At 59.2% G+C, this 23,355-nt stretch carries 25 protein-coding genes; 13 read left to right on the top strand and 12 right to left on the bottom strand.

Annotated elements, in window-relative coordinates; translation table 11 throughout:
• Positions 1-53: 53 nt before the first annotated feature.
• Together QRN20_RS26585 and QRN20_RS26580 are read right to left on the bottom strand one after the other, a co-directional pair.
• Positions 54-1,064, bottom strand: a complete 1,011-nt coding sequence (locus tag QRN20_RS26585) for an AI-2E family transporter (protein ID WP_004887280.1) — start codon at positions 1,062-1,064, stop codon at positions 54-56.
• A gap of 187 nt (positions 1,065-1,251) precedes the next feature.
• Positions 1,252-1,542 carry a PsiF family protein gene (locus QRN20_RS26580; RefSeq protein ID WP_004887281.1) on the bottom strand — a complete coding sequence of 97 codons (291 nt, stop codon included), beginning with the start codon at positions 1,540-1,542 and terminating at the stop codon, positions 1,252-1,254.
• A gap of 152 nt (positions 1,543-1,694) precedes the next feature.
• Between QRN20_RS26580 and QRN20_RS26575 the strand changes: the two genes are divergently transcribed.
• Positions 1,695-2,576, top strand: coding sequence for a DMT family transporter (locus tag QRN20_RS26575; RefSeq protein WP_004887283.1), 882 nt, complete (start codon positions 1,695-1,697; stop codon positions 2,574-2,576).
• Here QRN20_RS26575 and QRN20_RS26570 read toward each other — a convergent pair.
• A complete protein-coding gene (locus QRN20_RS26570) occupies positions 2,573-2,800 on the bottom strand; it encodes a hypothetical protein (RefSeq protein ID WP_025994117.1) in 228 nt (75 codons plus the stop codon). The genes QRN20_RS26575 and QRN20_RS26570 overlap by 4 nt on opposite strands.
• A 59-nt stretch (positions 2,801-2,859) precedes the next feature.
• The gene (locus QRN20_RS26565) at positions 2,860-3,750 is read right to left on the bottom strand and encodes an alpha/beta hydrolase (protein WP_088236040.1); all 891 of its coding nucleotides are present in this window, start codon (positions 3,748-3,750) and stop codon (positions 2,860-2,862) included.
• Between the two features lie 189 nt (positions 3,751-3,939).
• Here QRN20_RS26565 and osmE point away from each other — a divergent pair, with 189 nt between their 5' ends.
• Positions 3,940-4,278, top strand: coding sequence for an osmotically-inducible lipoprotein OsmE (gene osmE / locus QRN20_RS26560; protein ID WP_029241995.1), 339 nt, complete (start codon positions 3,940-3,942; stop codon positions 4,276-4,278).
• A gap of 71 nt (positions 4,279-4,349) precedes the next feature.
• On the opposite strand, the gene QRN20_RS27000 is transcribed toward osmE, so the two are convergent.
• Positions 4,350-4,448, bottom strand: coding sequence for a small membrane protein YohP (locus QRN20_RS27000; RefSeq protein WP_442587048.1), 99 nt, complete (start codon positions 4,446-4,448; stop codon positions 4,350-4,352).
• A 194-nt stretch (positions 4,449-4,642) separates the two neighbouring features.
• Between QRN20_RS27000 and QRN20_RS26555 the strand changes: the two genes are divergently transcribed.
• Positions 4,643-5,176, top strand: a complete 534-nt coding sequence (locus QRN20_RS26555; RefSeq protein ID WP_004887290.1) for a ferritin-like domain-containing protein — start codon at positions 4,643-4,645, stop codon at positions 5,174-5,176.
• A 357-nt stretch (positions 5,177-5,533) separates the two neighbouring features.
• Here QRN20_RS26555 and QRN20_RS26550 read toward each other — a convergent pair whose 3' ends face one another.
• On the bottom strand, positions 5,534-7,600 hold the full coding sequence (locus tag QRN20_RS26550; protein ID WP_122745784.1) for an AsmA family protein: 2,067 nt from the start codon (positions 7,598-7,600) through the stop codon (positions 5,534-5,536).
• Between the two features lie 245 nt (positions 7,601-7,845).
• Between QRN20_RS26550 and QRN20_RS26545 the strand changes: the two genes are divergently transcribed.
• The 7 genes from QRN20_RS26545 to QRN20_RS26515 all read left to right on the top strand — a co-directional run bounded on the left by QRN20_RS26545 (position 7,846) and on the right by QRN20_RS26515 (position 12,973).
• Positions 7,846-7,983 (top strand): hypothetical protein, encoded by a 138-nt coding sequence (locus QRN20_RS26545; RefSeq protein ID WP_155400979.1) that lies wholly within the window; start codon positions 7,846-7,848, stop codon positions 7,981-7,983.
• A 90-nt stretch (positions 7,984-8,073) separates the two neighbouring features.
• Entirely contained in the window at positions 8,074-8,706 is a 633-nt protein-coding gene (locus QRN20_RS26540) for a TetR family transcriptional regulator (RefSeq protein ID WP_004883632.1), read from the top strand.
• Between the two features lie 273 nt (positions 8,707-8,979).
• Positions 8,980-9,480 carry an urease accessory protein UreE gene (gene ureE, locus QRN20_RS26535; RefSeq protein ID WP_058432116.1) on the top strand — a complete coding sequence of 167 codons (501 nt, stop codon included), beginning with the start codon at positions 8,980-8,982 and terminating at the stop codon, positions 9,478-9,480.
• Positions 9,477-10,151 carry an urease accessory protein UreF gene (locus QRN20_RS26530; RefSeq protein ID WP_122434531.1) on the top strand — a complete coding sequence of 225 codons (675 nt, stop codon included), beginning with the start codon at positions 9,477-9,479 and terminating at the stop codon, positions 10,149-10,151. The genes ureE and QRN20_RS26530 overlap by 4 nt, the downstream gene beginning before the upstream one ends.
• A 21-nt stretch (positions 10,152-10,172) precedes the next feature.
• Entirely contained in the window at positions 10,173-10,790 is a 618-nt protein-coding gene (gene ureG / locus QRN20_RS26525; RefSeq protein ID WP_003347890.1) for an urease accessory protein UreG, read from the top strand.
• Positions 10,791-10,812: 22 nt separating this feature from the next.
• The gene (locus QRN20_RS26520; RefSeq protein WP_043305334.1) at positions 10,813-11,385 is read left to right on the top strand and encodes a HupE/UreJ family protein; all 573 of its coding nucleotides are present in this window, start codon (positions 10,813-10,815) and stop codon (positions 11,383-11,385) included.
• A 373-nt stretch (positions 11,386-11,758) separates the two neighbouring features.
• Entirely contained in the window at positions 11,759-12,973 is a 1,215-nt protein-coding gene (locus tag QRN20_RS26515; RefSeq protein WP_058432124.1) for an AGE family epimerase/isomerase, read from the top strand.
• On the opposite strand, the gene QRN20_RS26510 is transcribed toward QRN20_RS26515, so the two are convergent.
• From QRN20_RS26510 to QRN20_RS26485, 6 genes are all read right to left on the bottom strand, one after another.
• Positions 12,974-13,738, bottom strand: a complete 765-nt coding sequence (locus QRN20_RS26510; RefSeq protein ID WP_043305335.1) for an SDR family oxidoreductase — start codon at positions 13,736-13,738, stop codon at positions 12,974-12,976. It lies immediately after the preceding gene.
• Positions 13,739-14,492: 754 nt separating this feature from the next.
• A complete protein-coding gene (locus QRN20_RS26505) occupies positions 14,493-15,209 on the bottom strand; it encodes an ABC transporter ATP-binding protein (RefSeq protein WP_004883620.1) in 717 nt (238 codons plus the stop codon).
• Entirely contained in the window at positions 15,206-16,081 is an 876-nt protein-coding gene (locus QRN20_RS26500) for an ABC transporter ATP-binding protein (RefSeq protein ID WP_029241384.1), read from the bottom strand. The genes QRN20_RS26505 and QRN20_RS26500 overlap by 4 nt, the downstream gene beginning before the upstream one ends.
• The gene (gene livM, locus QRN20_RS26495; protein WP_029241383.1) at positions 16,078-17,379 is read right to left on the bottom strand and encodes a high-affinity branched-chain amino acid ABC transporter permease LivM; all 1,302 of its coding nucleotides are present in this window, start codon (positions 17,377-17,379) and stop codon (positions 16,078-16,080) included. Before livM ends, QRN20_RS26500 begins: the two co-directional genes overlap by 4 nt.
• 2 nt (positions 17,380-17,381) lie before the next feature.
• Positions 17,382-18,296 (bottom strand): ABC transporter permease subunit, encoded by a 915-nt coding sequence (locus QRN20_RS26490; protein ID WP_285361573.1) that lies wholly within the window; start codon positions 18,294-18,296, stop codon positions 17,382-17,384.
• Between the two features lie 171 nt (positions 18,297-18,467).
• The gene (locus tag QRN20_RS26485) at positions 18,468-19,604 is read right to left on the bottom strand and encodes an ABC transporter substrate-binding protein (RefSeq protein ID WP_004883611.1); all 1,137 of its coding nucleotides are present in this window, start codon (positions 19,602-19,604) and stop codon (positions 18,468-18,470) included.
• A 490-nt stretch (positions 19,605-20,094) separates the two neighbouring features.
• On the opposite strand from QRN20_RS26485, the gene QRN20_RS26480 reads away from it, so the two are divergent.
• The 3 genes from QRN20_RS26480 to nadE all read left to right on the top strand — a co-directional run bounded on the left by QRN20_RS26480 (position 20,095) and on the right by nadE (position 23,177).
• Positions 20,095-21,000: a LysR substrate-binding domain-containing protein gene (locus QRN20_RS26480; protein WP_029241382.1), complete on the top strand. Its 906-nt coding sequence runs from the start codon at positions 20,095-20,097 to the stop codon at positions 20,998-21,000.
• A gap of 99 nt (positions 21,001-21,099) precedes the next feature.
• On the top strand, positions 21,100-22,323 hold the full coding sequence (gene pncB, locus QRN20_RS26475; protein ID WP_029241381.1) for a nicotinate phosphoribosyltransferase: 1,224 nt from the start codon (positions 21,100-21,102) through the stop codon (positions 22,321-22,323).
• 26 nt (positions 22,324-22,349) lie between these two features.
• On the top strand, positions 22,350-23,177 hold the full coding sequence (gene nadE, locus QRN20_RS26470) for an NAD(+) synthase (protein ID WP_122413134.1): 828 nt from the start codon (positions 22,350-22,352) through the stop codon (positions 23,175-23,177).
• The last annotated feature ends 178 nt before the right edge of the window (positions 23,178-23,355 follow it).

Here is a 23,355-nt window from a genome sequence, read left to right as displayed (position 1 = left end):
CTGCGTCACATTCAAGAGCGGACGCAGAGTGTGCGGATGATCCTGGACCGCCCTTAAACCAGCCCTTCCTTCTGCAACTCACTCTTCAGGTACGCGTAGTAAATAGGTCCTGCCACCACGCCCGGCAGGCCGAACGCGGCTTCGAACAACAGCATCGCCAGCAGCAGCTCCCACGATTTGGCGTTGATCTGCCCGCCCACGATCCGCGCGTTCAGGAAGTATTCCACCTTGTGGATCACGATCAGGTAACCCAGCGCCGCCAGTGCGACCCAGATCGAGATCGACATGCCGACAATGAAGATCAGCGTGTTGGACATCAGGTTACCCACGACAGGCAACAGCCCGAGCAGGAAGGTCATGATGATCAGGGTCTTGGTCAGCGGCAGGTGAATGCCGCACAACGGCAGAACGACAGCCAGGAACACCGAGGTGAACGCTGTGTTGAGCAGTGAAATCTTGATCTGGGCAAAGACGATGTTGCGAAATGCGCGGCTGACCAGATAAAGCCGGTCGAACAATGCAGAAGCCAGCGGCTTGCGGGTATGTACGTCGGAAATCCGCTGCAGGGCAATGATCGCGCCGAGCACCATGCCGATGAGCATGGTCACGAACATGTGTGCAGCGCCCTTGCCGATCAGTTGCAGCTCGCCGATATGTTTCTGCAACCACTGGAACAGCGAAACCTGAAACTCGGCCGCACTGGCGGGCAGGTAGGAATCAATGAACGGCGGAAGCTGACCACGGGCGCGATCCACCAGGATCATGAACTTGTCCAGCGATGCGCCAGGGTTCTCGGCCTCATGCAGCACGAAGCTGATGGCACCGGCGAAGATCAGGGTCAGCAGACTGACAATGATGGTCCCCAACAGCGCAACAGCCAGCCACCTGGCACGTTCGCCAGAGATGAGCTTTTGCAGTTTGGGGGTCAGCATGTTGACCAGTTCGAAGACCAGCAGCCCGGCCAGCAGACTTGGCAGAAGTTTGAAGGGCAATACCAACAGCAGACCGCCGAACACGAGAATCCAGCTGGCTATTAATACCTGACGCGCAGAAAACGTTGGCATAGACCCTCAAAGGGCAGCACGAAGAGGTGGGCAGTCTGCCAGCGTTCGCAGCCGAGAACCAGTCATCCGCAAGCCGGAAACGGGACGGCGCGAACATCTATTCGATGACCGGACTGACAACGACGCGCAAGTGCAGCGTTTACTGCACTTACGCTGCCTGCCCCAGGCGAGGCGAGGGGCTGAAAAATTATTTCTTCTTGAGACAATCGCTCATGAACGTCTTGCGGGCGTCGCCCTTGAGCGCCTGAGTGGAAGCCGTCGCGTTGCAGGTCTTCATCTTTTCCTGCTGAGTGGCCGCCGGAGCAGGCGTGGCTTTCAGGCACGTGCTCATGAACGTCTTGCGCTCATCGCCCTTGAGTGACTTGGCACTGGCGTCGGCGTTGCAGGTGGTCATCTTGTTCTGCTGCGCCGTAGCGGCAAAACCCTGGGCGGAACACATCAGGCCAACGAGCAACAAAGCAATACCGGGTATCTTCATCGTTCGACTCTCCAGATCCGCTGTACCGGTCGGCACAGACTGAAGTCAGTGTAGCCAAGATGTTGCAAAATATGAGCAATCATCAGGCGCACCGATTGGCATTCATTTGAAACAGGTGGATAGTTGCGCCTCGTTCACCTGTCGGCTTTCCCATGCAATACGCGTTTCCACTTCTGACCATCTTCATCTGGTCCGTCAACACCGTCATCACCAAGGCGGCGTCCGAAGTCATCTTCCCGTCCGAAATCGGGTTCTACCGCTGGCTGCTAGCGGGGCTGCTGTTCACACCATTCATGCTCCTGCCGGTGTGGAGAAATCGTGCGGCGATCAGGCCGTTGCTGGGCAAGATCGTCGTTCTGGGTGCGCTGGGCATGGCGGTTTATCAAAGCCTCGCGTACTTTGCCGCAGGCATGACCACGGCCACCAACATGGGGATCATTCAGTCACTTGTACCGGTGATGGCGCTGGGGCTGTCCATCGCCTGCCTGGGCACACGACTGACCTGGGGCGCGCTGCTCGGCGCAGTCATTTCTTTCGCGGGTGTGATAGTGGTGGTCGCCGCTGGCAACCTCACAGGGCTCATCGAGCAAGGGATGAATCGGGGCGATGCCATCGTGCTGTTCGCCGCTGCAGCCTACGCGCTGTACAGCATGCTGTTGAAAAAATGGCAGTTGCGCCTGCCTCCGCTGCACTTGTTGTACATGCAGATTCTGGTGGCGATCGTGGTGCTGTTTCCGCTGTTCATCCTGTCGCCGAGAACCGGCCTGAATGCGAGCAATAGTGCGCTGGTGCTATACGCCGCCATTCCCACCTCGATGTTGGCACCCTGGTTGTGGATGACCTCGATCATGCGCCTGGGGCCGAGCCGCACCACGCTGTTCTTCAACCTGATGCCAATCGCCACGGCATTGATTGCCGCCGTGGCGCTTGACGAACAGCTGGCGCTTTATCACCTGTACGGCGGCGCGCTGACCCTGTGCGGAGTGATCCTCGCGGAACGCTGGAAGACCCCGCTACAACTCAGAAAAGGCTAGGCCGTCGCGCTGCCCTCACCGCCCTCCACACTGTGGATCGACACGTCCGTGATACCAGCAGCGTGGGGCATGCCGCCTTCCGGAAGGTCATCCAGCTCTACGTCGTGTTTCAGCGCCAGTTCATGCACGATTTCAATGATCGGCACGTCCAGGTTCTCGATGACATCCACATGGTGCTCACCCAGCAGGGTGTACTCGATTTCATACAGTTCTTTATCGCCCATCGCATCACTTCCTGGCCGTCATCTTCGAGCGGCTGATTACGAATTACTGCCTGATTGAGTTAAAGGCCGGCAGCCTTGAGGCGCGCGGCGTGTTCCATGAACAGGCGTACAGGATCTGCGCCTTTGCCCACCAGCCCGAAGGTCTGGTTGACGATGTCAAAATGGTCGAGCGGAAAGTCATCCCCGATGACCGTGCCCAGGTGCGAACTGAAACGCCCGACCATGCCATCAGATTGACCTCGCTCTTTCCTGAACGTGCGAGCGAATATTCGACAGGTCACGTTGGTGCCATCAATCAGGTTGCGTCCGCGATTGGTCACGCCCGGCTTGAGGATCCCTGACCAGGAGTAATAGCGCACGCCATCGACCAGTTCTTCGCCGTTCTCGCCCCATACTTCCGGCAAACCCTGGGGATACTGCCTGTTGAACAGCGCAACGCCGGTGGTGGTGAGGGACTGATGCGAGGCGGTGATGTCCATCGGCAGCTTTGGCCCGCGATAGCCGGTTTCGAACGCAACAATCGTCCAGGCCAGCAGGCCGATCACCGCATTGACGACGCGCCCGCCCAGCGTCCCCGGCGGAAAGTGCCGTTCCAGATAATCCGCCAGCTCCGACCCATAGTTGGGACCGGCCACGGAGGTGACCGAGGCGACCAGATCGGGGCGCCTGGCTGCCACGTAACGTACGGTCAGCGCTCCCTGGCTGTGGCCGATCAGGTTGACCTTGGCCACTCCGGTCTCCCGAACCGTCTGCTCGATGACCTTGAGCAACTGCTCACCGCGTATCTCGGTCGAATTGACCCCGGACACCATGACCGGTATGACTGTCGCTCCGCCGCGTTCAAGCGCTTTCACGATGCCGAACCAGTAGGGATACACCACTAACCGCACAAACCCTAACAAGCCTGGTACCAGCAACAATGGATAACGCGTCGCCTGTTCTTGCGCCATGTTGATCTCCTTGTGCTGAAACGAGTTGATTAAGCCTTTTCAACCTTAGCGGTGTTTTTTTGAGAAGGCAGAACAACATGACCACCAGAGGTACTGCCTAATCGCCATCTTTTTTTCGAACTCTTGCGCCCTTCCCTTGCTCCAAGCTGCAACGGGCCAAGACCGGCTCTGACATGTGGAGCAATAAAGATGTACAACAAAATCCTCGCAGCAACCTTTGCACTGGCGGCATTGGCTGGCTGCAGCAACACAACCGTGCAGAACCCGGTGGACTACGTCACCTACCGCAACGAACCACTGGTCAAGCAGGTCGAGAACGGCATGACCCGCCAGCAGGTCCTGACCATCGGCGGTGAGCCGTCGTCGACCATTGATCGCAAGGTCAATACCGGCACATGCAACAACTACGTCATGGCCAAAGACGGTCACAAACAGGTCTACCACGTCAGCTTCAACAGCGACGGTCGCGTAACCAACAAAGGTTTCATGACGTGCGAACAGCGCGAAGCGAACGAACGCGCGATGTAATACCGATCTGAAACGAAAAAGCCCGATGCGTGATGCATCGGGCTTTTTTATGGACGTTATTTGTACAAACGTCAGAACACCAGCTTGAACAACGCAATCACCACGATCAGGCCGATCAGAAAAATGATGCCGACGGTGCTTCCCAGAAACTTGAGCATGTGAATCTCCACGATTGAATAGGTCTCAAGGTTGGGACCGCAGGGGTGCGCGCTCGTTTCTTATATTTTTTACGCGTTCAGCAAAGCGTGAAACCTGAAAAATCCGATAAAACTTTCTCGCCGTTCATCACTCACAACCCTTGATGATCTTGCCGGGCAACACACAGAGCGAGACACACAAAACCTGATGAACCTGGAGATAACCCATGATTTCTGCACCACAGCTATCCGATGTAAGCAGCTTGCGCCAGCGTGCGCGCCAGAACGTTGAGAATGGTGCGGTCACTGAAGGCTACAACGCTGATCGTGAGACGGTCCTGCGCCTGCTCAATGAGTCGCTGGCCACCGAGCTGGTCTGCGTACTGCGCTACAAGCGTCACTACTACATGGCGACCGGCCTGAAGGCCAGCGTTGCGGCTTCCGAGTTTCTGGAGCACGCGCAGCAGGAAGCCGAGCACGCCGACAAGCTGGCCGAGCGTATCGTGCAACTCGGCGGCGAGCCTGAGTTCAACCCCGACACCCTGTCGAAGAACTCCCACGCACAGTACGTGGCAGGCAACACGCTCAAGGAAATGGTTTACGAAGACCTGGTTGCCGAGCGCATTGCGGTCGATAGCTACCGTGAAATCATCCAGTACATCGGTGACACCGACCCGACTACCCGTCGCATCTTCGAAGAAATCCTCGCGCAGGAAGAAGAGCACGCCGACGACATGGCGGACATCCTGAACGACCTGTGATTCGGGACTGAAAGCAAAAGCCAGGATAGTTATCCTGGCTTTTTTATGGGCGTTTGTTTGTTCGCTGCGGAGCGTGAGGACCGATCACTGATCGTACCCATGCCGCGTGGGTATGCAGTCCGTGACGCTCTGCGTCACCTCACGGCCGGACGCGGAGCGTCCTGAGAGGCGTTACCACGCTGGAGCGTGGGAACGATCATCGCAGGGTTGACGATCGTGCCCATGCTCCGCGTGGGTATGCAGCCCTTGACGCTCTGCGTCACATCACGGTCGGACGCCGAGCGTCCTGAGAGGCGTTATCACGCAGTGCGTGAGAACGATCAGCAAAGGGTTGACGATCAAGCCCGATGCTGACGCTTACTTGACGGTCTTCGGCGCTTTACCTGAGCGCATCTGCTCGAGCAACGGACCACACTGGTTCGGCTCACTGTCGCCCGTCGCGACCAGCGCCAGCAACCCGGCCGCAGGCCCGATGGTCGCACCCAGCAGGACCATCCCTGCGCCACGCAGCAACAGCGGACCGGACTGCACGCCCGCATTGGGCCGGGCGAACGGGCCGTTGACGTACAGCGGCGAGCGCAGGGAGAACACGCGAAAGCCTTTGGACTCTGGGTTGATCTGCAGGTCCAGTTGCTCGGTCTTCATGTTGGCCGTGCCGCTGATGTAGATGATCGCATTCTCGGTATCGAAGACGAACAGCCGACTGGTCGCCAGACCGTCCTTGATGCCGAAATCGGACGCAGCGCAGTTGATCTTCACGTCCTTGTCGCCAAACAGTTTACCGACCACGTAGTTGCCCACGTTGAGCCCAGCGATTTCCATCAGGCCACGGCTGATCGCGCCGTCGTTGACCAGCATTTTCATTTCGCCATTGGCCGTACCGAGCAGCGCCGCAATCGAATTGCCGCGCCCCGTGATATCCGCATCGCCGTTCAGCTCACCAAAGCTGGTCTTCATCGGCTCGAACGTCGGGAACAATTGCTTGAGTTTGAAGTTGCGCGCCGACAGCTTCGCCCGGCCCAGCAGCGGCTTGTCACGTCCATCAAGGCGAATGTCCGCGTCCAGCTTGCCGCCCGCCACGCCGAAGCGCAGTGGCTCCAGACTGAGCTGGCCGTCGTTCAGAATCAGATGCGTATATAGGTCAGTGAATGGCAGGTCCGGGCTCTGGACGATGCGTTTGCCGGTGAACTCGACGTCCGCATCCATCGCGCGCCAACGGTCGGTCTGGAACTCCTCGACCGGCAGTACCTTGCCCGAAGGCTGCTTGCTCTCACCGCCACGCTTTTTCTGCGCCGCGTTGGAGTCGGCACCGATGAGCGGGGCCAGATCACTGAACAGCAGTTGATCGGACACCAATACACCCGTCAGCTTGGGCCGTGGCTGGCTGGCGACATAGCCCAGGTCACCGTGGATATCGCTTTTGCCGATCTTGCCGTTGAATTTCTCGTAACTGAAACTGGCGCCTGCCGGGTCATGCAGTTTGGCGATCAGGCGGCCGTCCGTTGAATAGGCGGGCGAGTCTGGCAGCGTGACACCTGTCAGCGGATAAAGATTGCTCAGGCTGGCACCCGACAGTTTCAGGCGCAGGTCCAGCGCACCAAGGTTCTGCGGGTCGGTCACGGTTCCGGCGATCACCACATGGGTATCGCCCACCTTCACATCGGCCTGCACCGGAAATGGCTGAGCGGCGTCCTTCAATGCCAACAGGCCACCGATCTTGCCAGTGCCGTTGAGTTGCTGGCCATGGTACTGACCTTTGACGGCCAGACCAAACGCGTAGTCCTGAGGCACGGCGCCTTTGTCCTGGGCCTTCTTCGCTTCCTTGCTGCCAACGATTTCGCCAAACGGAATCGGCTTGCCGAGCATGTCGATCACCACGTCCAGCTGGGTGTTCAGGGTCTGATCGTTGAAGCCCACCAGGCCCTTGTCGAACTTGATCGCACCGATGTCCACTTCCCATTTGGTCGGCTCGGCATTGGGGTCGGATTTGGGCAGGTCGAACATCCAGTTGGCACGACCGTCGGCCAGGCGCTCCAGCTTCGCTTCAGGCCCGGTCAGGTCAATGCGCGGAATGACCACGTGCTGCGCCAGCAGTGGCAGCAGCGACAGGCGAAATTCCACCTGCTTGAGCGTGACCATCTGCGGCTGTTTCGACCACTCCGGATTGCCCAGTGTCAGGTCTTCCGCCACGAAATGCGGTGAGGGCACCCATGCGCGCCAGCCACCCAGCTCAGGCTCGCGCGACCAGCGCACGTCCAGGTTGCCGTTGATGGCGAACGGGCGATGCAGCGCTTCGCTGACTTTTTCATTGAGGGTGGGTTTGATGCGGTTCCAGTCGAAAGTGACAATCACAATGACCAACACGGCCAGCACCACCAGCAAAGTGGCACCTGTCCACGCGAAAATCCTACGGCTGCGCGTCATGCATGACTCTCCAGAAAACAGTGCCCCTGCCTTGGTGCACTGAATACGACATGCCCGTTCGACTGACAAAAACGTCGAGGGTTTGATCGGCTTGGGCAAATAAGCCAACAGCCTTTAAAAGACCACCGGCAGGACTCAATCATTTTGGTTGATTCCCACCATCATCTTTATGAACTTCTTTACACACAGGCCCGGCGTCATAGTGCACGCCTACACCATCTTCCGCTCTTTCGAGGAGCACAGCCATGAAACCCCATCTATTACTCAGTCTGTTTCTGTCCATCTTCGCCGCCAATGCCTTCGCCGCCCCGGAGCAGGATCGTGAGCAGCGTCTGGCTGAAAACGGTCCAGATCGTCTGGTGCAGCAATATCAGCGAGTCTGATCACGCCGGCCATTTGAAAAAAGCCTTTCGACGCAGGCAAAGCGCATTTGTTAAAGTGCGATGCAGTGTTTATCCAGAATCGTTTGAGCCATGCTGCCCCGCGCCGAACAGAAACAACAGACCCGAAGAGCCCTGCTGGACGCCGCCCACCAGTTGATGGAGAGCGGGCGCGGTTTCGGCAGCCTCAGCCTGCGCGAAGTCGCCCGCACGGCAGGCATTGTGCCGACCGGCTTCTATCGCCACTTCGAAGACATGGACCAGTTGGGTCTGGTGCTGGTCAGCGAAGTCGGTCAGACCTTTCGTGAAACCATCCGCCTGGTGCGGCACAACGAATTCGCCATGGGCGGGCTGATTCGTGCGTCGGTAAAGATCTTTCTGGAACGTGTGGCCGCCAACCGCTCGCAGTTCCTGTTTCTGGCGCGGGAACAGTACGGCGGCTCGCTCAAGGTCCGTCAGGCACTGGGCGCCTTGCGCGAAGGCATCAGCGCCGACCTGACCGCCGACCTGGCCAAAATGCCAAAATGGAAGCATTTGAACGCCGAATCGCTGTCGATCATCGCCGATCTTGTCGTCAAAAGCGTGTTCGCCATGCTACCCGAACTGATCGACCCTCCGCCCGCTTCGCTCGCACCGCACCTTACGCCACAAGCCAAGATTACCCAGCAGCTGCGCTTCATCTTCATCGGCGCACGGCACTGGCGGGGTCTGGGCAGTCATGAGTGATCAATAAGCTTGGGATGATGATCGTTCCTCACGCCACCGCGTGGGAATGCCTCCCAGGACGCTCTGCGTCCCGGCGTACTTGCTGGAACGCATATGGCCGGACTTATCACCCCACTCGATTGCACCACATTGAATCACCCGCTATTTAACGCACCAAAAAAGCACACGTCATTCAATCGATAATCCCGTTCCGTCAGCCATTTCCCACTCCCTGCACTGTTGGCAAGCCCCTTGCTCTGCTTTGAGGCATCGCAATTGGCTGGAAGCTATCTGATGCTGGTGATTCACAACCGAATCGAACCTCAGGCCGAATGGGCCGCCGAGTTGCACTTGAATTTCGAGGCGCGCAGCAAGAGCCGTCTGCGCTGCTTCAGTGCAGAAAACGAAGACGTGGGGCTGTTCCTGCAACGCGGACAATCACCCCTGCGCGATGGCGAGTTTCTCCAGGCCGAGGATGGTCGCATCGTCCGCGTCTGCGCCCGCCCCGAAAAACTGATGCACGTGACCTGCAGCAGCACTTTCGAACTGACCCGCGCGGCCTATCACCTGGGCAATCGCCACGTGGCCCTGCAAGTCGGCGACGGTTGGCTACGACTGCTCGACGACTACGTACTCAAGGCCATGCTTGATCAACTGGGGGCGACCACCGAAACCATCGAAGCGCCGTTCCAGCCGGAACATGGTGCCTATGGCGGCGGGCACCATCATTCGCGCGCTGGCGAAGAGGATTTCAACTATCCACCTCGTCTGCACCAGTTCGGCGTGCGCCCGTGAACAGCGCCTGGGCGCTTTTGCGCCTGGCCAGTCCGCAGTTGCCGATTGGCGGCTACAGCTATTCCCAGGGTCTGGAGATGGCGGTGGAACAGTCCATCGTGACCAATCCACCGACAGCCGCTCGCTGGATCGGCGATCAGTTGTTGCTCAACCTGGCGCGCTTTGAAGCGCCGCTCCTGCTGGCGCACTGCCAGGCGGCGGCGGACGAAGACTGGGGGCAATTGCTGCAACTCAGCGAGCAACATCGCGCCAGCCGGGAAACCCGCGAACTGCATCTGGAAAGCCGGCAGATGGGTTATTCCCTGCAACAGCTGCTCAACGGCCTGCCGGAGCTGGACCGCTGCGCGCGGGGCTTTCTGGAACAGACAACCGAGCCGCATCTGGCACTCGGCTGGGCGCTGGCCGCCCGTGCCTGGCAGATCAGCCCGCAGGATGCCTTGGCCGCTTGGCTCTGGAGCTGGCTGGAAAACCAGCTGGCGGTGCTGATGAAGACACTGCCGCTCGGCCAGCAGGCTGCACAACGCCTGACCAGCGAGCTGCTGCCACTGTTGCAGCAGGCGCAGGCCAGTGCCACTGAACAGGATATCCGCCATTGCGGCAGTGCGGCCTTTGGCCTGTCACTGGCGAGCATGGCCCACGAACGTCAATACAGCCGGTTATTCCGGTCCTGATAAGTACCTCTGGAGAACTCAATGAACAGCCAACCCCTGCGCGTCGGCATTGGTGGCCCGGTCGGCTCCGGCAAGACGGCCCTGACCCTGGCGCTGTGTCTGGCGTTGCGTGACCGCTATAACCTCGCGGTCGTGACCAACGATATCTACACCCGCGAAGACGCCGACTTTCTGGTGCGTAACGAGGCCTTGGCGCCCGAGCGCATCATCGGCGTGGAAACCGGGGGCTGCCCGCATACTGCAATTCGTGAAGACGCCTCGATCAATCTGGAAGCCGTTGACCAACTCAACCGCCGCTTCGAAGGTCTGGATCTGATCATCGTCGAATCCGGTGGCGACAACCTGTCCGCCACCTTCAGTCCGGAGCTGTCCGACCTGACCATCTACGTGATCGACGTGTCGGCAGGCGACAAGCTGCCACGCAAGGGCGGTCCGGGCATCTGCAAATCGGATCTGCTGGTGATCAACAAGATCGACCTCGCCCCGCTGGTAGGCGCCTCGCTGGAGATGATGGACAGCGACACCCGCCGGATGCGTGGTGAAAAGCCGTTCGTCTTCAGCAACCAGAAAACCGGCCAGGGTCTGGAACAGATCATTGCCTTCATTGAACGCCAGGGCCTGCTGAACGCGGCCGCCTGATCCCACGACAAGGAAACCCTCGATGAACTACAAAAAAGTCCTCGGCGCCCTCGCCCTCCTGCTGATCCCGACCCTGGCGCTGGCGCATCCCGGCCACGGCGACAACGGCCTTATTGCGGGTATCAGCCACCCGATTGGCGGTCTGGATCACTTGCTGGCGATGCTCGCCGTCGGTCTGTGGGCCGCACAGCAACAAGGCTCCGCACGCTGGGCTCTGCCTTGCACCTTCGTCGGCACCATGCTGATCGGCGGTGTACTGGGTTTTGAGGGTTTGAACCTGCCGGCACTGGAAAGCGGCATTGCGGCGTCGGTATTGGCGCTGGGTCTGGCCGTGGCACTGGCCGTTCGCCCGCCCCTGGCTCTGGCTGTTGCAGCGACCGCGATGTTCGCACTGTTCCACGGCGTGGCGCATGGCCTTGAGTTGCCGGAAATGTCCAGCCCGTGGGCCTACGCAGCAGGTTTCGTTGCCGCCACCGCAGCCCTGCACGCCGTTGGCTACGCGGTCGTTCGCGTACTGCCGCAAGCCGCAGCGCCGCTGGTGCGCCTGGCCGGTGCCGCGTCTGCCGCGACAGGCGTCTGGTTGCTGGCAGGCTAAATACACATTCCGTGGGAGGCGGCTTGCCGGCGATAGCGTCGGGTCTGGTAGTGATGGGCCAACTGAAAAAACGCATCGCCGGCAAGCCGCCTCTTATCAAACAACCTGTAACCCACTGAAGGAACTCGATTTTGTGGGAGCGGACTTGTCCGCGAAAAGGCCAGTACATCCGACGCATATGCAGTGGCTGAAATACTGCATTCGCGGACAAGTCCGCTCCCACTAAGTTTGCTGCGCGATAGCGCTACGTCGAAGACGTGGTGGGGCCTCCCACAAGGTTTGCATTTATCCAGAAAGGCTTGTGGATAACCATGAGTGCGATGCTTGAAGCGATAACAAGGCCCATCGAGACTTGCCCGGCAATCCTGCTAACATGTCGCGCATCTCGATACAGCCGCGACGACAGCCGATGCCCCATGCTTCCAGCTCCGCCCCCACGCCTGACATGACCTCGGTCTTCGCTGCCTTGCAGGCGCACTTCCTGAAGGTGATCGTGCCGCTCTGGCAAGGCCCCGGCTGGAATGCGCAACTGGCGCTGCCGTATGAAGCCCTGGATGCCAACCATCAACCGCTGCCACCCCAACGCTATCGGGCCATGGCCTGCGCGCGGCAGCTGTTTCTGTTTTCCAGCCTGATCGATCACGACGAGATACCGGACGCTGCTGTACGCGCCGGTGCACTGTTCCGCTCGTTGCAGCAGCACTTCCACGACGGCGAGCATGGCGGCTGGTTTTACAGCATCGACCCACAGGGCAAACCGCTGGACCGTCGCAAGGATCTGTACACCCACGCCTTCATCATCTTCGCCTGCGCCCATTACTGGGCGAAGTCGAAGGATCCGCTTGCGGAGTCCGTGCTCAACGCAGCGCTCAACGTCGTTGCCGAGCGCTTTGCCGACGGAAACGGCTTGTACGAAGCGCAACTGGATGAAGGCTGGTCAACGCTCGGCACCGGCCCTTTACAGAACCCGTTGATGCACCTGGCAGAAGCCTTTCTGGCCACGCTGTCGGTGCGTGCCGACCCGGCGACGCAGGCGGCGATGGACGCGCTGGCCGTCAACATGCAGCAGCGCTTTGTGGATAAAACCACGGGCGTCATGCTCGAGAAGCCGTTGGGCGCTGTGGATAACTGGTATGAACCGGGGCATCAGTTCGAATGGTTCTTCCTGCTCGAATCGTCACCCGAGATGCACGGCAGGCCGTTGCATGACTCCATGACCCGTGCGTTCGCCCATGCGCAGGCACAAGGCGTGGATCCACAGAACGGAGCTGTCACCGCAACGCTGACGCTGGATGGCAAGGTGCAGGACAGCACCCAGCGCATCTGGGCGCAGGCTGAGTACTTGCGGGCGATGGCCTTGCGGCCGGAGTGCGAGTCAGCGCTCAGCCAGCAACTGCTCGACTTCGAACAGCGCTTTCTGCATGCGACCGGCTGGAACGAGTGTGTCGACACCGATGGCACGGTGAGCCGCAGCGACATGCCATCGACCACACCCTACCATCTGGCTACCTGCTACATCGGGCTGGCGGACTATCTGGAAAACCGCTTTGTCACGGCCTTCCCGCCGCCCACGCCCGAGAAAGACTGATCAGCCGCGATTGCGGTCGATCGCGAAGCCCGCCCAGGTCTGGCTGACCGGCATCAATTCCAGACTGTTGATGTTGACGTGGGCCGGTGTGTTCATGATCCAGAAGATCGTATCGGCAATGTCCTGCGGCTGGATCGGCTCTGCACCCGCGTAGGTCGCATCGTATTTGGCCTGATCACCGCCGAAACGTACCAGCGAGAACTCGCTTTCGCACAAACCTGGCTCCAGATTGGTGACTCGCACGCCTGTTCCGACGAGGTCATTGCGCAGGTTGAGCGAGAACTGCCCGACGAACGCCTTGGTGCCGCCATACACGTTGCCGCCCGGATACGGGTAGTTACCGGCCACCGAGCCCAGGTTGACGATGCTGGCACCGCGGCCATGTGCGATCAGGCGCGGCAGCAGCAGGCGTGTGGTGTAGACCAGGCCTTTGACGTTGGTGTCGATCATGGTGTCCCAATCATCCAGATCGCACTTGGGCGCAGGATCAATGCCCAGCGCCAGACCTGCGTTGTTGATCAGGCCCTGAATTGTGGCGAACTCTTCCGGCAGCTCGGCGATAGCGCTTTCCATGGCCGCACGGTCACGCACGTCCAGCACCAGCGTGTGAACCCTGGTCTGCTTCGACAACTCGGCGCTCAGCGCGTCCAGGCGGTCCTTGCGGCGGCCGGTCAGCACCAGCGACCAGCCAGCTTCAGCGAAACGACGCGCGCACGCCTCGCCAAACCCGGAAGTGGCGCCTGTAATGAATACGGTGGAAGTCATCTCTTTCTCCTGACATGGCGCAGCCTGTTGCTCGTTAAAGCGGCGCAGCCTGTTAATAAATAAAGCGAAAAAGGAAGCATGCCCGTCACGAATGCTCTGGATCAAGCCTGGGGATAAATCCCGCGACCAGGCCAATCAGCTGTACAAAAAACACACACCTCAAGCAAAGCCATACGCAGCAAGGCCTGCAGGCAGTTTTGCCCACGTTATCCACAGTCAGACCCACAAAATCCGGGGGCAACTCTGAAACGCTGCATCACCCGCAGACCGGGGCCTGTAGCAAGGCATGCAAAGTTTTTTCCTTGACTTTGATCAGCAGGGCAAACGAATGATGACGGTCGTGTGAACGGATGATGGCCTACAGCCCAGCATCCGTGCCGCCTACCCCACTCTTTCCAACGCTTGCCCACAGAGTTATCCACAGGTTGAACAGGCGGATAAACTGTATGAACAACCAGCCTTCAGACAGTTGACAAACGGCCCGAATGAAAGCTGAAAACCGCCTGTACGATTTTTGAACACTTCGCTGTAACCCTTATGCATAAAGGCCTGCAGCTAAATACTCCCAAGTTATTAACAGTCGGATCCACAGTAATCCTGAACAAGTCGAAAGCGTGACAAAACAACCGTTTGCAGCGGTTTTATGTCGCACTTCCAAGGTCCGTCAAAATTGTTTTCCACAATTCTGAAAAGCGACGCCCCGAGTGCAAAACACCCGGGGCGCACGGTTGAAACAGCACGAGTTGCCAGACCGTCAGTGACCGCCCAGATAGGCGTTCCTGACCTCCTCATTGACCAGCAATTCCTGTCCGGTGCCGGACAGGCGGATCTCGCCGTTGACCATCACATAGGCGCGGTCAGACAGCTTCAGCGCATGGTTGGCGTTCTGCTCGACCAGAAAGATCGTCATGCCGGTCGCAGCCAGTTCACGCAGGGTGGCGAAGATCTGCTTCACGATGATTGGCGCCAGGCCCAGGCTCGGCTCGTCGAGCAGCAGCAACTTCGGACGGCTCATCAGGGCACGGGCGATGGCCAGCATTTGCTGCTCGCCACCGGACATGGTCATGGCGCGCTGGTTACGACGCTCCTTGAGGCGCGGAAACAGGTCGAACATGCGCTGCATGTCTTCAGCCGAGTGTTTGTCGCCAATCGGGATGGTGCCCATCATCAGGTTTTCCTCGACCGACATGTCGGGGAACACCCGCCGTCCTTCCGGCGACTGCGCAATGCCGTTGGAGGCAATGTAGTGCGACGACTTCTGAGTGATGTCGGTGCCCTGATAGATGATCTGCCCGCTGGCCGCACGCGGTTGACCGAAAATCGACATCAGCAGCGTGGACTTGCCCGCCCCATTGGAGCCGATCAGGCTGACCGTCTCGCCCTCGTCGATATGCAGCGAGACCTTCTTGAGGGCCTGAATCGGCCCGTAAAACACATCGATCTCTTTCAGTTCGAGGATCGGCTTGCTCATACCAATTCCTCTTCATCAGCGCCCAGGTACGCGGCGATCACTTTCGGATCGTTGCGGATCTGCTCCGGTCCGCCCGCGGCAATCACGTTGCCGTGGTCAAGCACCACAATGTCATCGGAGATACCCATCACCATGCCCATGTCATGCTCGATAAGCACGATGGTCATGTCATGCTCATCGCGCAGCAGACGGATCATGCCGCTCAGGGCTTCGGTTTCCTGCGGGTTGAGGCCTGCGGCGGGTTCATCCAGGCAGATCACCTGCGGACGCGTGCACATCGCCCGGGCGATTTCCAGACGGCGTTGCTGCCCGTAGGACAACTCACCGGCCAGACGGTTGGCGCAATCCACCAGATCCACGACTTCAAGCCAGTAGAACGCGGTGTTGAGTGCGTCTTCCTCGGCCTTGCGGTAGCCGCGAGTATTGAGGATCCCGCTGATCAGGCTGCGATTGACCCACATGTGCTGGGCGACCAGCAGGTTTTCGACCACCGACATTTCCTTGAACAGGCGAATGTTCTGGAACGTCCGCGCCAGACCCGCCCGGTTGACCAGGTGGGTGCCGCCGAACATCTTGTAGTACACGCGGCTCAGGAAGCTTGTCGGCGACACGAAGTCGCTGCCCTTGAACGGCTCGCCCAGCAGCTTGATGACGTTGGTGGTCTTGCCACGGGTATGCAGCTCGATACGCCCGCCAGTGGCCTTGTAGAAACCGGTCAGGCAGTTGAAGACCGTGGTCTTGCCCGCGCCGTTGGGGCCGATCAGGGCGAAGATCGAGTTGCGGCGAACCTTGAGGCTCACGTCGCTGAGGGCCTTGATGCCGCCGAAATGCATCATCAGGTGTTCGACGGAAAGAATCACTTCATTGCTCATTGCGTGGCTCCTTCCTTGACCAGCGCACCCTTGCGCGGAACCACACCAGTGCGGCTGATGCGGATCAGGCCGCGTGGCCGCCAGATCATCATCAATACCATCAGAATCCCGAACAGCAGCACGCGATACTCAGAGAAGCTGCGCAGCAGTTCAGGCGCAACGGTCAACACGAAGGCTGCGATCACCACACCTACCGTCGATCCCATACCGCCGAGCACCACGATGGCCAGAATCAGCGCCGATTCGAAGAAGGTGAACGAGGTCGGGTTGACGAAGCCCTGATAGCTTGCGAAAAACACACCCGCAAGACCTGCCGTTGACGCACCAATGGTGAAAGCCGACAGCTTGACCAGCACGTGGTTGAGGCCCATCGAGCGGCAGGCGATTTCGTCTTCACGCAGCGCTTCCCAGGCACGGCCAATCGGCATGCGCGTCAGGCGATGCTTGACGAACAGCACGGCCAGCACCACGAGGAACAGCACGGTGTAGATGAACAGGAATTTCAGGTCCGGGTTGTAATCGAAGCCGAAGTACTCATGGATCGGCACTCCGCCGTCCTTCGCACGCCGGCCGAACTCCAGGCCGAAAAACGTTGGCGAGGGCACCGGCACACCGTTCGGGCCGCCAGTGAACGACAGCCAGTTGTTGAGCACCAGACGGATGATCTCGCCAAAGCCCAGCGTCACGATGGCCAGATAGTCGCCATGCATGCGCAGCACCGGAAAGCCCAGAATGCAGCCCGCCAGCGCCGCCGCAATGGCCGCCAGTGGCAACGCCGACCAGAATCCCAGTCCGAGATACTGGTAGCCCAGCGCAAGGCCGTAGGCACCGATGGCATAGAACGCCACATAGCCCAGATCGAGCAGCCCGGCCAGGCCGACCACGATGTTCAGGCCCAGCCCCAACAACACATAGATCAGCCCGAGAATGACCACGGTCAGCAGGTATTTGTTGGCGAAAATCGGAAACACGATGGCGATCACGATCAGCACCGGAATGATCCAGTACAGGCTCGACTTGTGATCGGGTTTGAGCACGTGCACGCCCGACCCCGAACTCTCGAAGCTCTGGGAGATACGCACGCCCCTGGGCGTCTGCAGAAACAGACTCATCAGAAAGCGTCCGAGCATGACGATTGCCACCAGCCAGGCCACACGGGTCGGCTGCAGGTTGAAGCTGTAGCCATCGAGCACGATGCCGACGATAGGACCGAACACGATCAGCGCCAGCAATCCGGCCACCACGGCGTCGATCAGGCTTTTCTTGATATCAACAGGTTTAGCGATAGGAGCGGACATACTTATACCTTCGCCACGAGTGGGCGACCCAGCAGGCCTTGGGGACGGAAAATCAGGATCAATACCAGCAGGCCGAAACTGAACACGTCTTTGTAGTCGGAGTTGATCAGACCGGAGAACTGCGACTCGGCAACCCCCAGAATCAAACCGCCAAGCATCGCGCCAGGCAGTGAGCCGATCCCGCCCAATACGGCGGCAGTGAACGCCTTGATGCCGATCACGAAGCCTGCGTAGAAGTCGAACGTGCCGTAGTTCATGGTGATCAGCACGCCCGCCAGTGCCGCCATGGCCGCACCGATGATGAACACGTAGGAGATGACCCGGTCGGTGTTGATCCCAAGGATCGACGCCATCTTGCGGTCCTGCTGGGTCGCGCGGCACATGCGGCCCAGCTTGGTGTACTTGATGATGTAGGTCAGCACGCCCATGCCGACAAAGGCGGCAATGAGGATGAAGATCTTGGTGTAGGAGATCTGCACGAAGCCGGTGCCGATCTCGAAACGCCAGGCGCCTTCAAGCAGCGTCGGGACGCCCTGCTGCCGTGCGCCCTGACTGATCTGCGCGTAGTTCTGCAGAATCAGCGAAATACCGATGGCGCTGATCAGCGGTGCCAGCCGGGTCGAGTTGCGCAGCGGCTTGTAGGCCACACGCTCGATCACGAACCCGTAAACGCCGGTCACCACGATGGTGAAGATCAGCGTCCCGAGGATCAGGAATGGAAAGGATTCCAGTCCAAAGAAAGACAGTACCGCCAGGCCGATCGCGGCCAGGTAGGCGGAAATCATGTACACGTCGCCGTGGGCGAAGTTGATCATGCCGATGATGCCGTAAACCATCGTGTAGCCGATGGCTATAAGACCGTAGACCGACCCGAGTGTCAGTCCGTTGATCATTTGCTGCAGGAAGATACCGTCCATCACGCACGCTCACACACTTGAAAGGCAGCTCAGCATTCCGTCCGCCGGGCCCTCGTGAGGCGCGGCGAACGGGTCCGAAAGCAACAGAAAATGCAGGCCCGCTCATGGGCGAGCCCATCCATTTGTCAGCCCGTGCTCACCTGGAGCGAGCACGGTCGACACACGTCCGTCTTATTTCTGTTTTTCAAGCTGGTGGTACTTACCGTCCTTGTCCCACTGGTACACCACGTAGTCGGAGACCTTCAGGTCACCCTTGCTGTCCCAGGCCTTTTCGCCCATGACGGTCTTGACCGGATGATTCTTGAGCCATTCGGCTGCCTTGTCGCCCTTGGTGGACTTGGCACCATTGAAGCCAGCCGCCAGCGTCTGAACGGAAGCATAGGCGTACAGGGTGTAGCCTTCAGGCTCGTAGCCGGATTTGCGGAACTGGTCCACGACCGCCTTGCTGTCTGGCAGCATGCGAGGGTCGGCGCCGAAGGTCATGTACACGCCATCGACGTACTGTGCGCCGCCTGCGGTGGTCACCAGTTCGTCGGTCACGACACCGTCATCGGACATGAACCGGACATCCTTCAGGCCCTGCTCGCGCATTTGACGAACCAGTGGACCGGCTTCAGGGTGCAGGCCGCCGAAGTAGACCACATCGGCACCGGTCGAGCGGATCTTGGTGACCAGCGCGCTGAAATCCTTCTCGCCACGGGTCAAGCCTTCATACAGGACCGGTGTCACGCCGCGCTTTTTCAGTTGCGTCTGTGTGGCATCGGCCAGGCCCTGGCCATAGGTGTCCTTGTCGTGGATGACCGCGACTTTCTTGCCCTTCAGGACATCCACGATGTAATCACCGGCGACGACACCCTGCTGGTCGTCACGGCCACACATGCGGAACATCTCTTTAAGGCCACGCTCGGTGACCTGCGGGTTGGTGGAGCCAGGAGTGATAGCGATGACGCCCGCATCACTGTAGATCTCGGAAGCCGGAATGGTGGAAGACGAGCAGAAATGGCCGACAACGCCCACTACCTTTTCCTGATCCACAAGACGGTTGGCAACGGCCACGGCCTGCTTGGGTTCACAGGCATCGTCGCCCGCGACCAGGACGATCTTCTCCCCATTCACACCGCCTGCGGCATTGATGGCATCAGCCGCAGCCTGCGCACCCTTCATGTACTGCTGACCGAACGATGCGTTGGCACCGGTCATTGGACCCGCCACGCCAATTTTCACGTCAGCCTGCGCCAACGAAGACACGCCCAATGCAGTAGCGACTGCGATTGTCAGAAAGCCTTTCCTGTAAAACGTATGCGACATGAGTGGTGCTCCTGGTTTTTTTAATTGGCACTGCGACTACGCCTTTGCCTAGAGCAAGGGACGTGCCATCAGTTTTTTATTCCGGAAAATGTCACGTTTGGCTTGTCATTCAATGACCTGATCTCGTTGCCCACAGGCCGTGCAACCGCTCTAATGGCAAAAGGTGCAACCCACCTCATGAAAGAGCAACCCGGACGATGATGGACAGCAACCCGAACATTGGCTGACGTGCAACCCGCCTGTAACAACGTACGTCACCGAAGTGCACACGCCCGGTGCGCAAACGCTACGAGACGCACCATTTGAGGCTAGTGGATCTGGCGAAAAATGCCCTCATGCCTATTTAATCGGCAGGCAAATCGCGCCCCTCCTTTGCGGTAGTGCGAACGACGTAGTAATAACCGGCCTTCAGCGGGGCAACAAATGACCTTTAGGCGAGATATCATTCCGATTACTCATGCATCACGTCTTGTAAAAGAGAAGCCCATTCATGCTTAACAAACGTCACCTGCCATCGATCGCTGCGCTGCAATGTTTTGAGGCGGTGACCCGGCATTTGAGCTTCACCCGCGCCGCAGAAGAGCTCAACCTGACCCAAAGTGCGGTGAGCAAGCAGGTGGCGCAGCTTGAAGAGCTGGTCCAGCACCTGCTGTTCCAGCGCGTTCGACGCAGGCTGCAGTTGACGCCCGCCGGTTCGCTGTACCTGGCCGAGGTGCGCAAGATCCTCAATCAGGTCGAGATGTCCACGCACTTCCTGCGTTCCTATGGAGGGGAAACGGAGGTGCTGCGCGTGTCCACGCCCTCGACCTTTGGTGCACGATGGCTGGTGCCGCGCCTAAAGGGCTGGCGCCTGCGTCATCCGCATATCCATCTGGACCTGCTCAACGAGCAGGAGTCGGATGACTTGATCAAGGGCCGCTGCGACGTCTCGTTCTACTTCGGTCAGGCTGCGATACCTGGCGCAGAAAGTGTGAAGCTGTTCGGTGAAGAATTGATCCCGGTCTGCTCGCCCGACAGCCTGCCCGAAACGCCCTTTACCGACCCGAGGCAACTGAGCGAACTGGTCCTGCTGCAGAACGCGTTCCGCCCGCAGGCCTGGCATGAATGGTTCGAAAGTCAGGGCTATCACACCGATCACAGTTATCACGGCCCGCGTTTTGAAACCTTCTACATGTGCATCCGCGCCGCCCAGGTCGGCTGCGGTGTCGCGCTGCTGCCGCGCTTTCTGGTGGAGGAAGAACTGGCTGAAGGCAAGCTGGTAATTGCATGGGATTTCGCAATGCCCAGCACCAACAATGCCTATTACTTGTCCTATCCGGAGCACACCGCCGACGTGCCCAAAATAAGGGTTTTCCTGCAATGGATGCTCGAACAGTTGGATCAGCCGGCCAGTTAAGGGCGACAATGCCCACCCAGCAGGCCGTGAGCTTTCCGTGGCAACAGGACAGGAAGTCGCGAGCCCCATGTTTACCGGCTGCTCTGGAGACCCGAAACAATGAGCGAGAGCGCCTTCTCCAATCGCATCGTGCAGAGTCTGCTCGATACCGATTTTTACAAACTCACCATGATGCAAGCCGTCCTGCACAACTACCCCAACGTCGACGTGGAATGGGAGTTTCGCTGCCGCAACGGTGAAGACCTTCGGCCCTATCTGGACGAAATACGGCATCAGATCGAGCTGCTGTGCGAGCTGTCACTGAGCCCCGAGCATTTGGCATTCATGGAACGCATCACGTTCATGAAGCCCGACTTTCTGCGCTTTCTGGGGCTGTTCCGCTTTAACACCCGTTACGTGAAGACCAGTATCGAGAACGACGAGCTGTGCATTCGCCTGCATGGCCCGTGGTTGCACGTGATTATGTTCGAAGTGCCGTTGCTGGCGATTGTCAGCGAAGTGCGCAACCGTCATCGTTACCCGAAGATCCTGCTCAGCCAGGCCCGCGAGCGGCTCTACGACAAGTTCGAATGGCTGAGCACCAACGCCGCACCGGATGAACTGGCCGAGCTCAAGGTCGCCGATTTCGGTACGCGTCGGCGTTTTTCGTATCGCGTCCAGGAAGAAGTATTGGGCGTGCTCAAGAATGACTTCCCGGGACAGTTCGTGGGCACCAGCAATGTGCATCTGGCGCGTCAGCTTGACCTCAAACCGCTGGGCACCATGGCCCATGAATGGATCATGGCCCATCAGCAACTCGGGCCGCGCCTGATCGACAGCCAGATTGCCGCGCTTGATTGCTGGGTGCGCGAGTACCGCGGACTGCTGGGCATCGCACTGACTGACTGCATCACCACCGATGCATTCCTGACCGATTTCGATCTGTACTTCGCCAAGCTGTTCGACGGCTTGCGGCACGACTCGGGCGACCCGGTGAAGTGGGCCGAAAAATGCATCCTGCATTACCAGAAACTGGGCATCGATCCGATGAGCAAGACGCTGGTGTTCTCGGACGGTCTGAACCTGCCCAAGGCGCTGGAGATTTTCCGGGCACTGCGCGGGCGCATCAATGTCAGTTTTGGTATCGGCACCAATCTGACGGCGGACATCCCCGGCATTGCCCCCATGAACATGGTGCTGAAAATGACGGCCTGCGCCGGCCAGCCCGTGGCAAAGATTTCCGACGAGCCCGGCAAGGCGCAATGCAAGGATCCGAACTTCGTCGCCTACCTGCGACATGTATTCAAGGTGCCGGACCTGCCGCCTTCTGATAAATCTGTTTGAGTTTGACTACCTACGAGGAGTGAATCATGCACGCCGTACAGCGCCAGATTGCTGAACAGCTCAAGGTCCAGCCACCGTTCGCGGACCAGAATGCTCTGGAAACCGAAGTCGCCCGTCGCGTCGACTTCATCAAGCAGTGCCTGCAGAACGCCCGCCTCAAGAATCTGGTGCTGGGCATCAGTGGCGGCGTCGACTCGCTGACTGCTGGCCTGCTGGCCCAGCGCGCCGTCAAGGAACTGCGTGAGAGCACCGGCGACACGAGTTATCGCTTCGTCGCCGTGCGCCTGCCTTATATGGTGCAGGCTGACGAGCATGAAGCGCAGGCGTCGGTGGACTTCATCGAGCCGGACGAACGCCATACCGTCAACATCGGCCCCAGCGTCAAGGCGCTCGCATCTGAAGTGAAAGCGTTCGAAGGGCACCCTGCCAGCGCCGTGGATTTCGTGCTGGGCAACACCAAGGCGCGCATGCGCATGGTCGCTCAATACACCATTGCCGGTGCCTATCAGGGTCTGGTGATCGGGACTGACCATGCAGCGGAAGCGGTGATGGGTTTCTTCACCAAGTTCGGCGACGGCGCGTGCGATCTGGCACCGCTCAGCGGTTTGGTGAAACATCAGGTACGGGCCATCGCTCGCCACTTCGGCGCACCGGAATCACTGGTAGAGAAGGTGCCGACGGCAGACCTGGAAGACCTGTCACCCGGCAAACCGGACGAAGCTTCGCACGGCGTGACCTACGCCGAGATCGACGCCTTCCTGCACGGCCAGCCGGTACGCGAAGAGGCGTTCAAAATCATCTGCGACACCTACGCCAAGACCCAGCACAAGCGCGAACAGCCTTACGCGCCCTGAGGCGCAGCAGCATGATCGTGCTCATGCCACTGTCGTGCCCATGCTCCGCGCTCATCGTTATACACAAATCATCTGGCTATCCGGAGAGGCAGCAGTACTGATGTGCTTTTGTAGCGCGATAGTATGAACACCGCAGATCGCGACGTGGGTGAAGGCTGAGTCCTGGCGCTGATTCGGG

The organism is Pseudomonas sp. fls2-241-TYG-175 (assembly GCF_030209155.1).
In the GTDB taxonomy this organism is placed as follows: domain Bacteria; phylum Pseudomonadota; class Gammaproteobacteria; order Pseudomonadales; family Pseudomonadaceae; genus Aquipseudomonas; species Aquipseudomonas viridiflava.
Note: the sequence above shows the minus strand (reverse complement) of the source record. Positions and strands in the feature narration are given on the sequence as shown.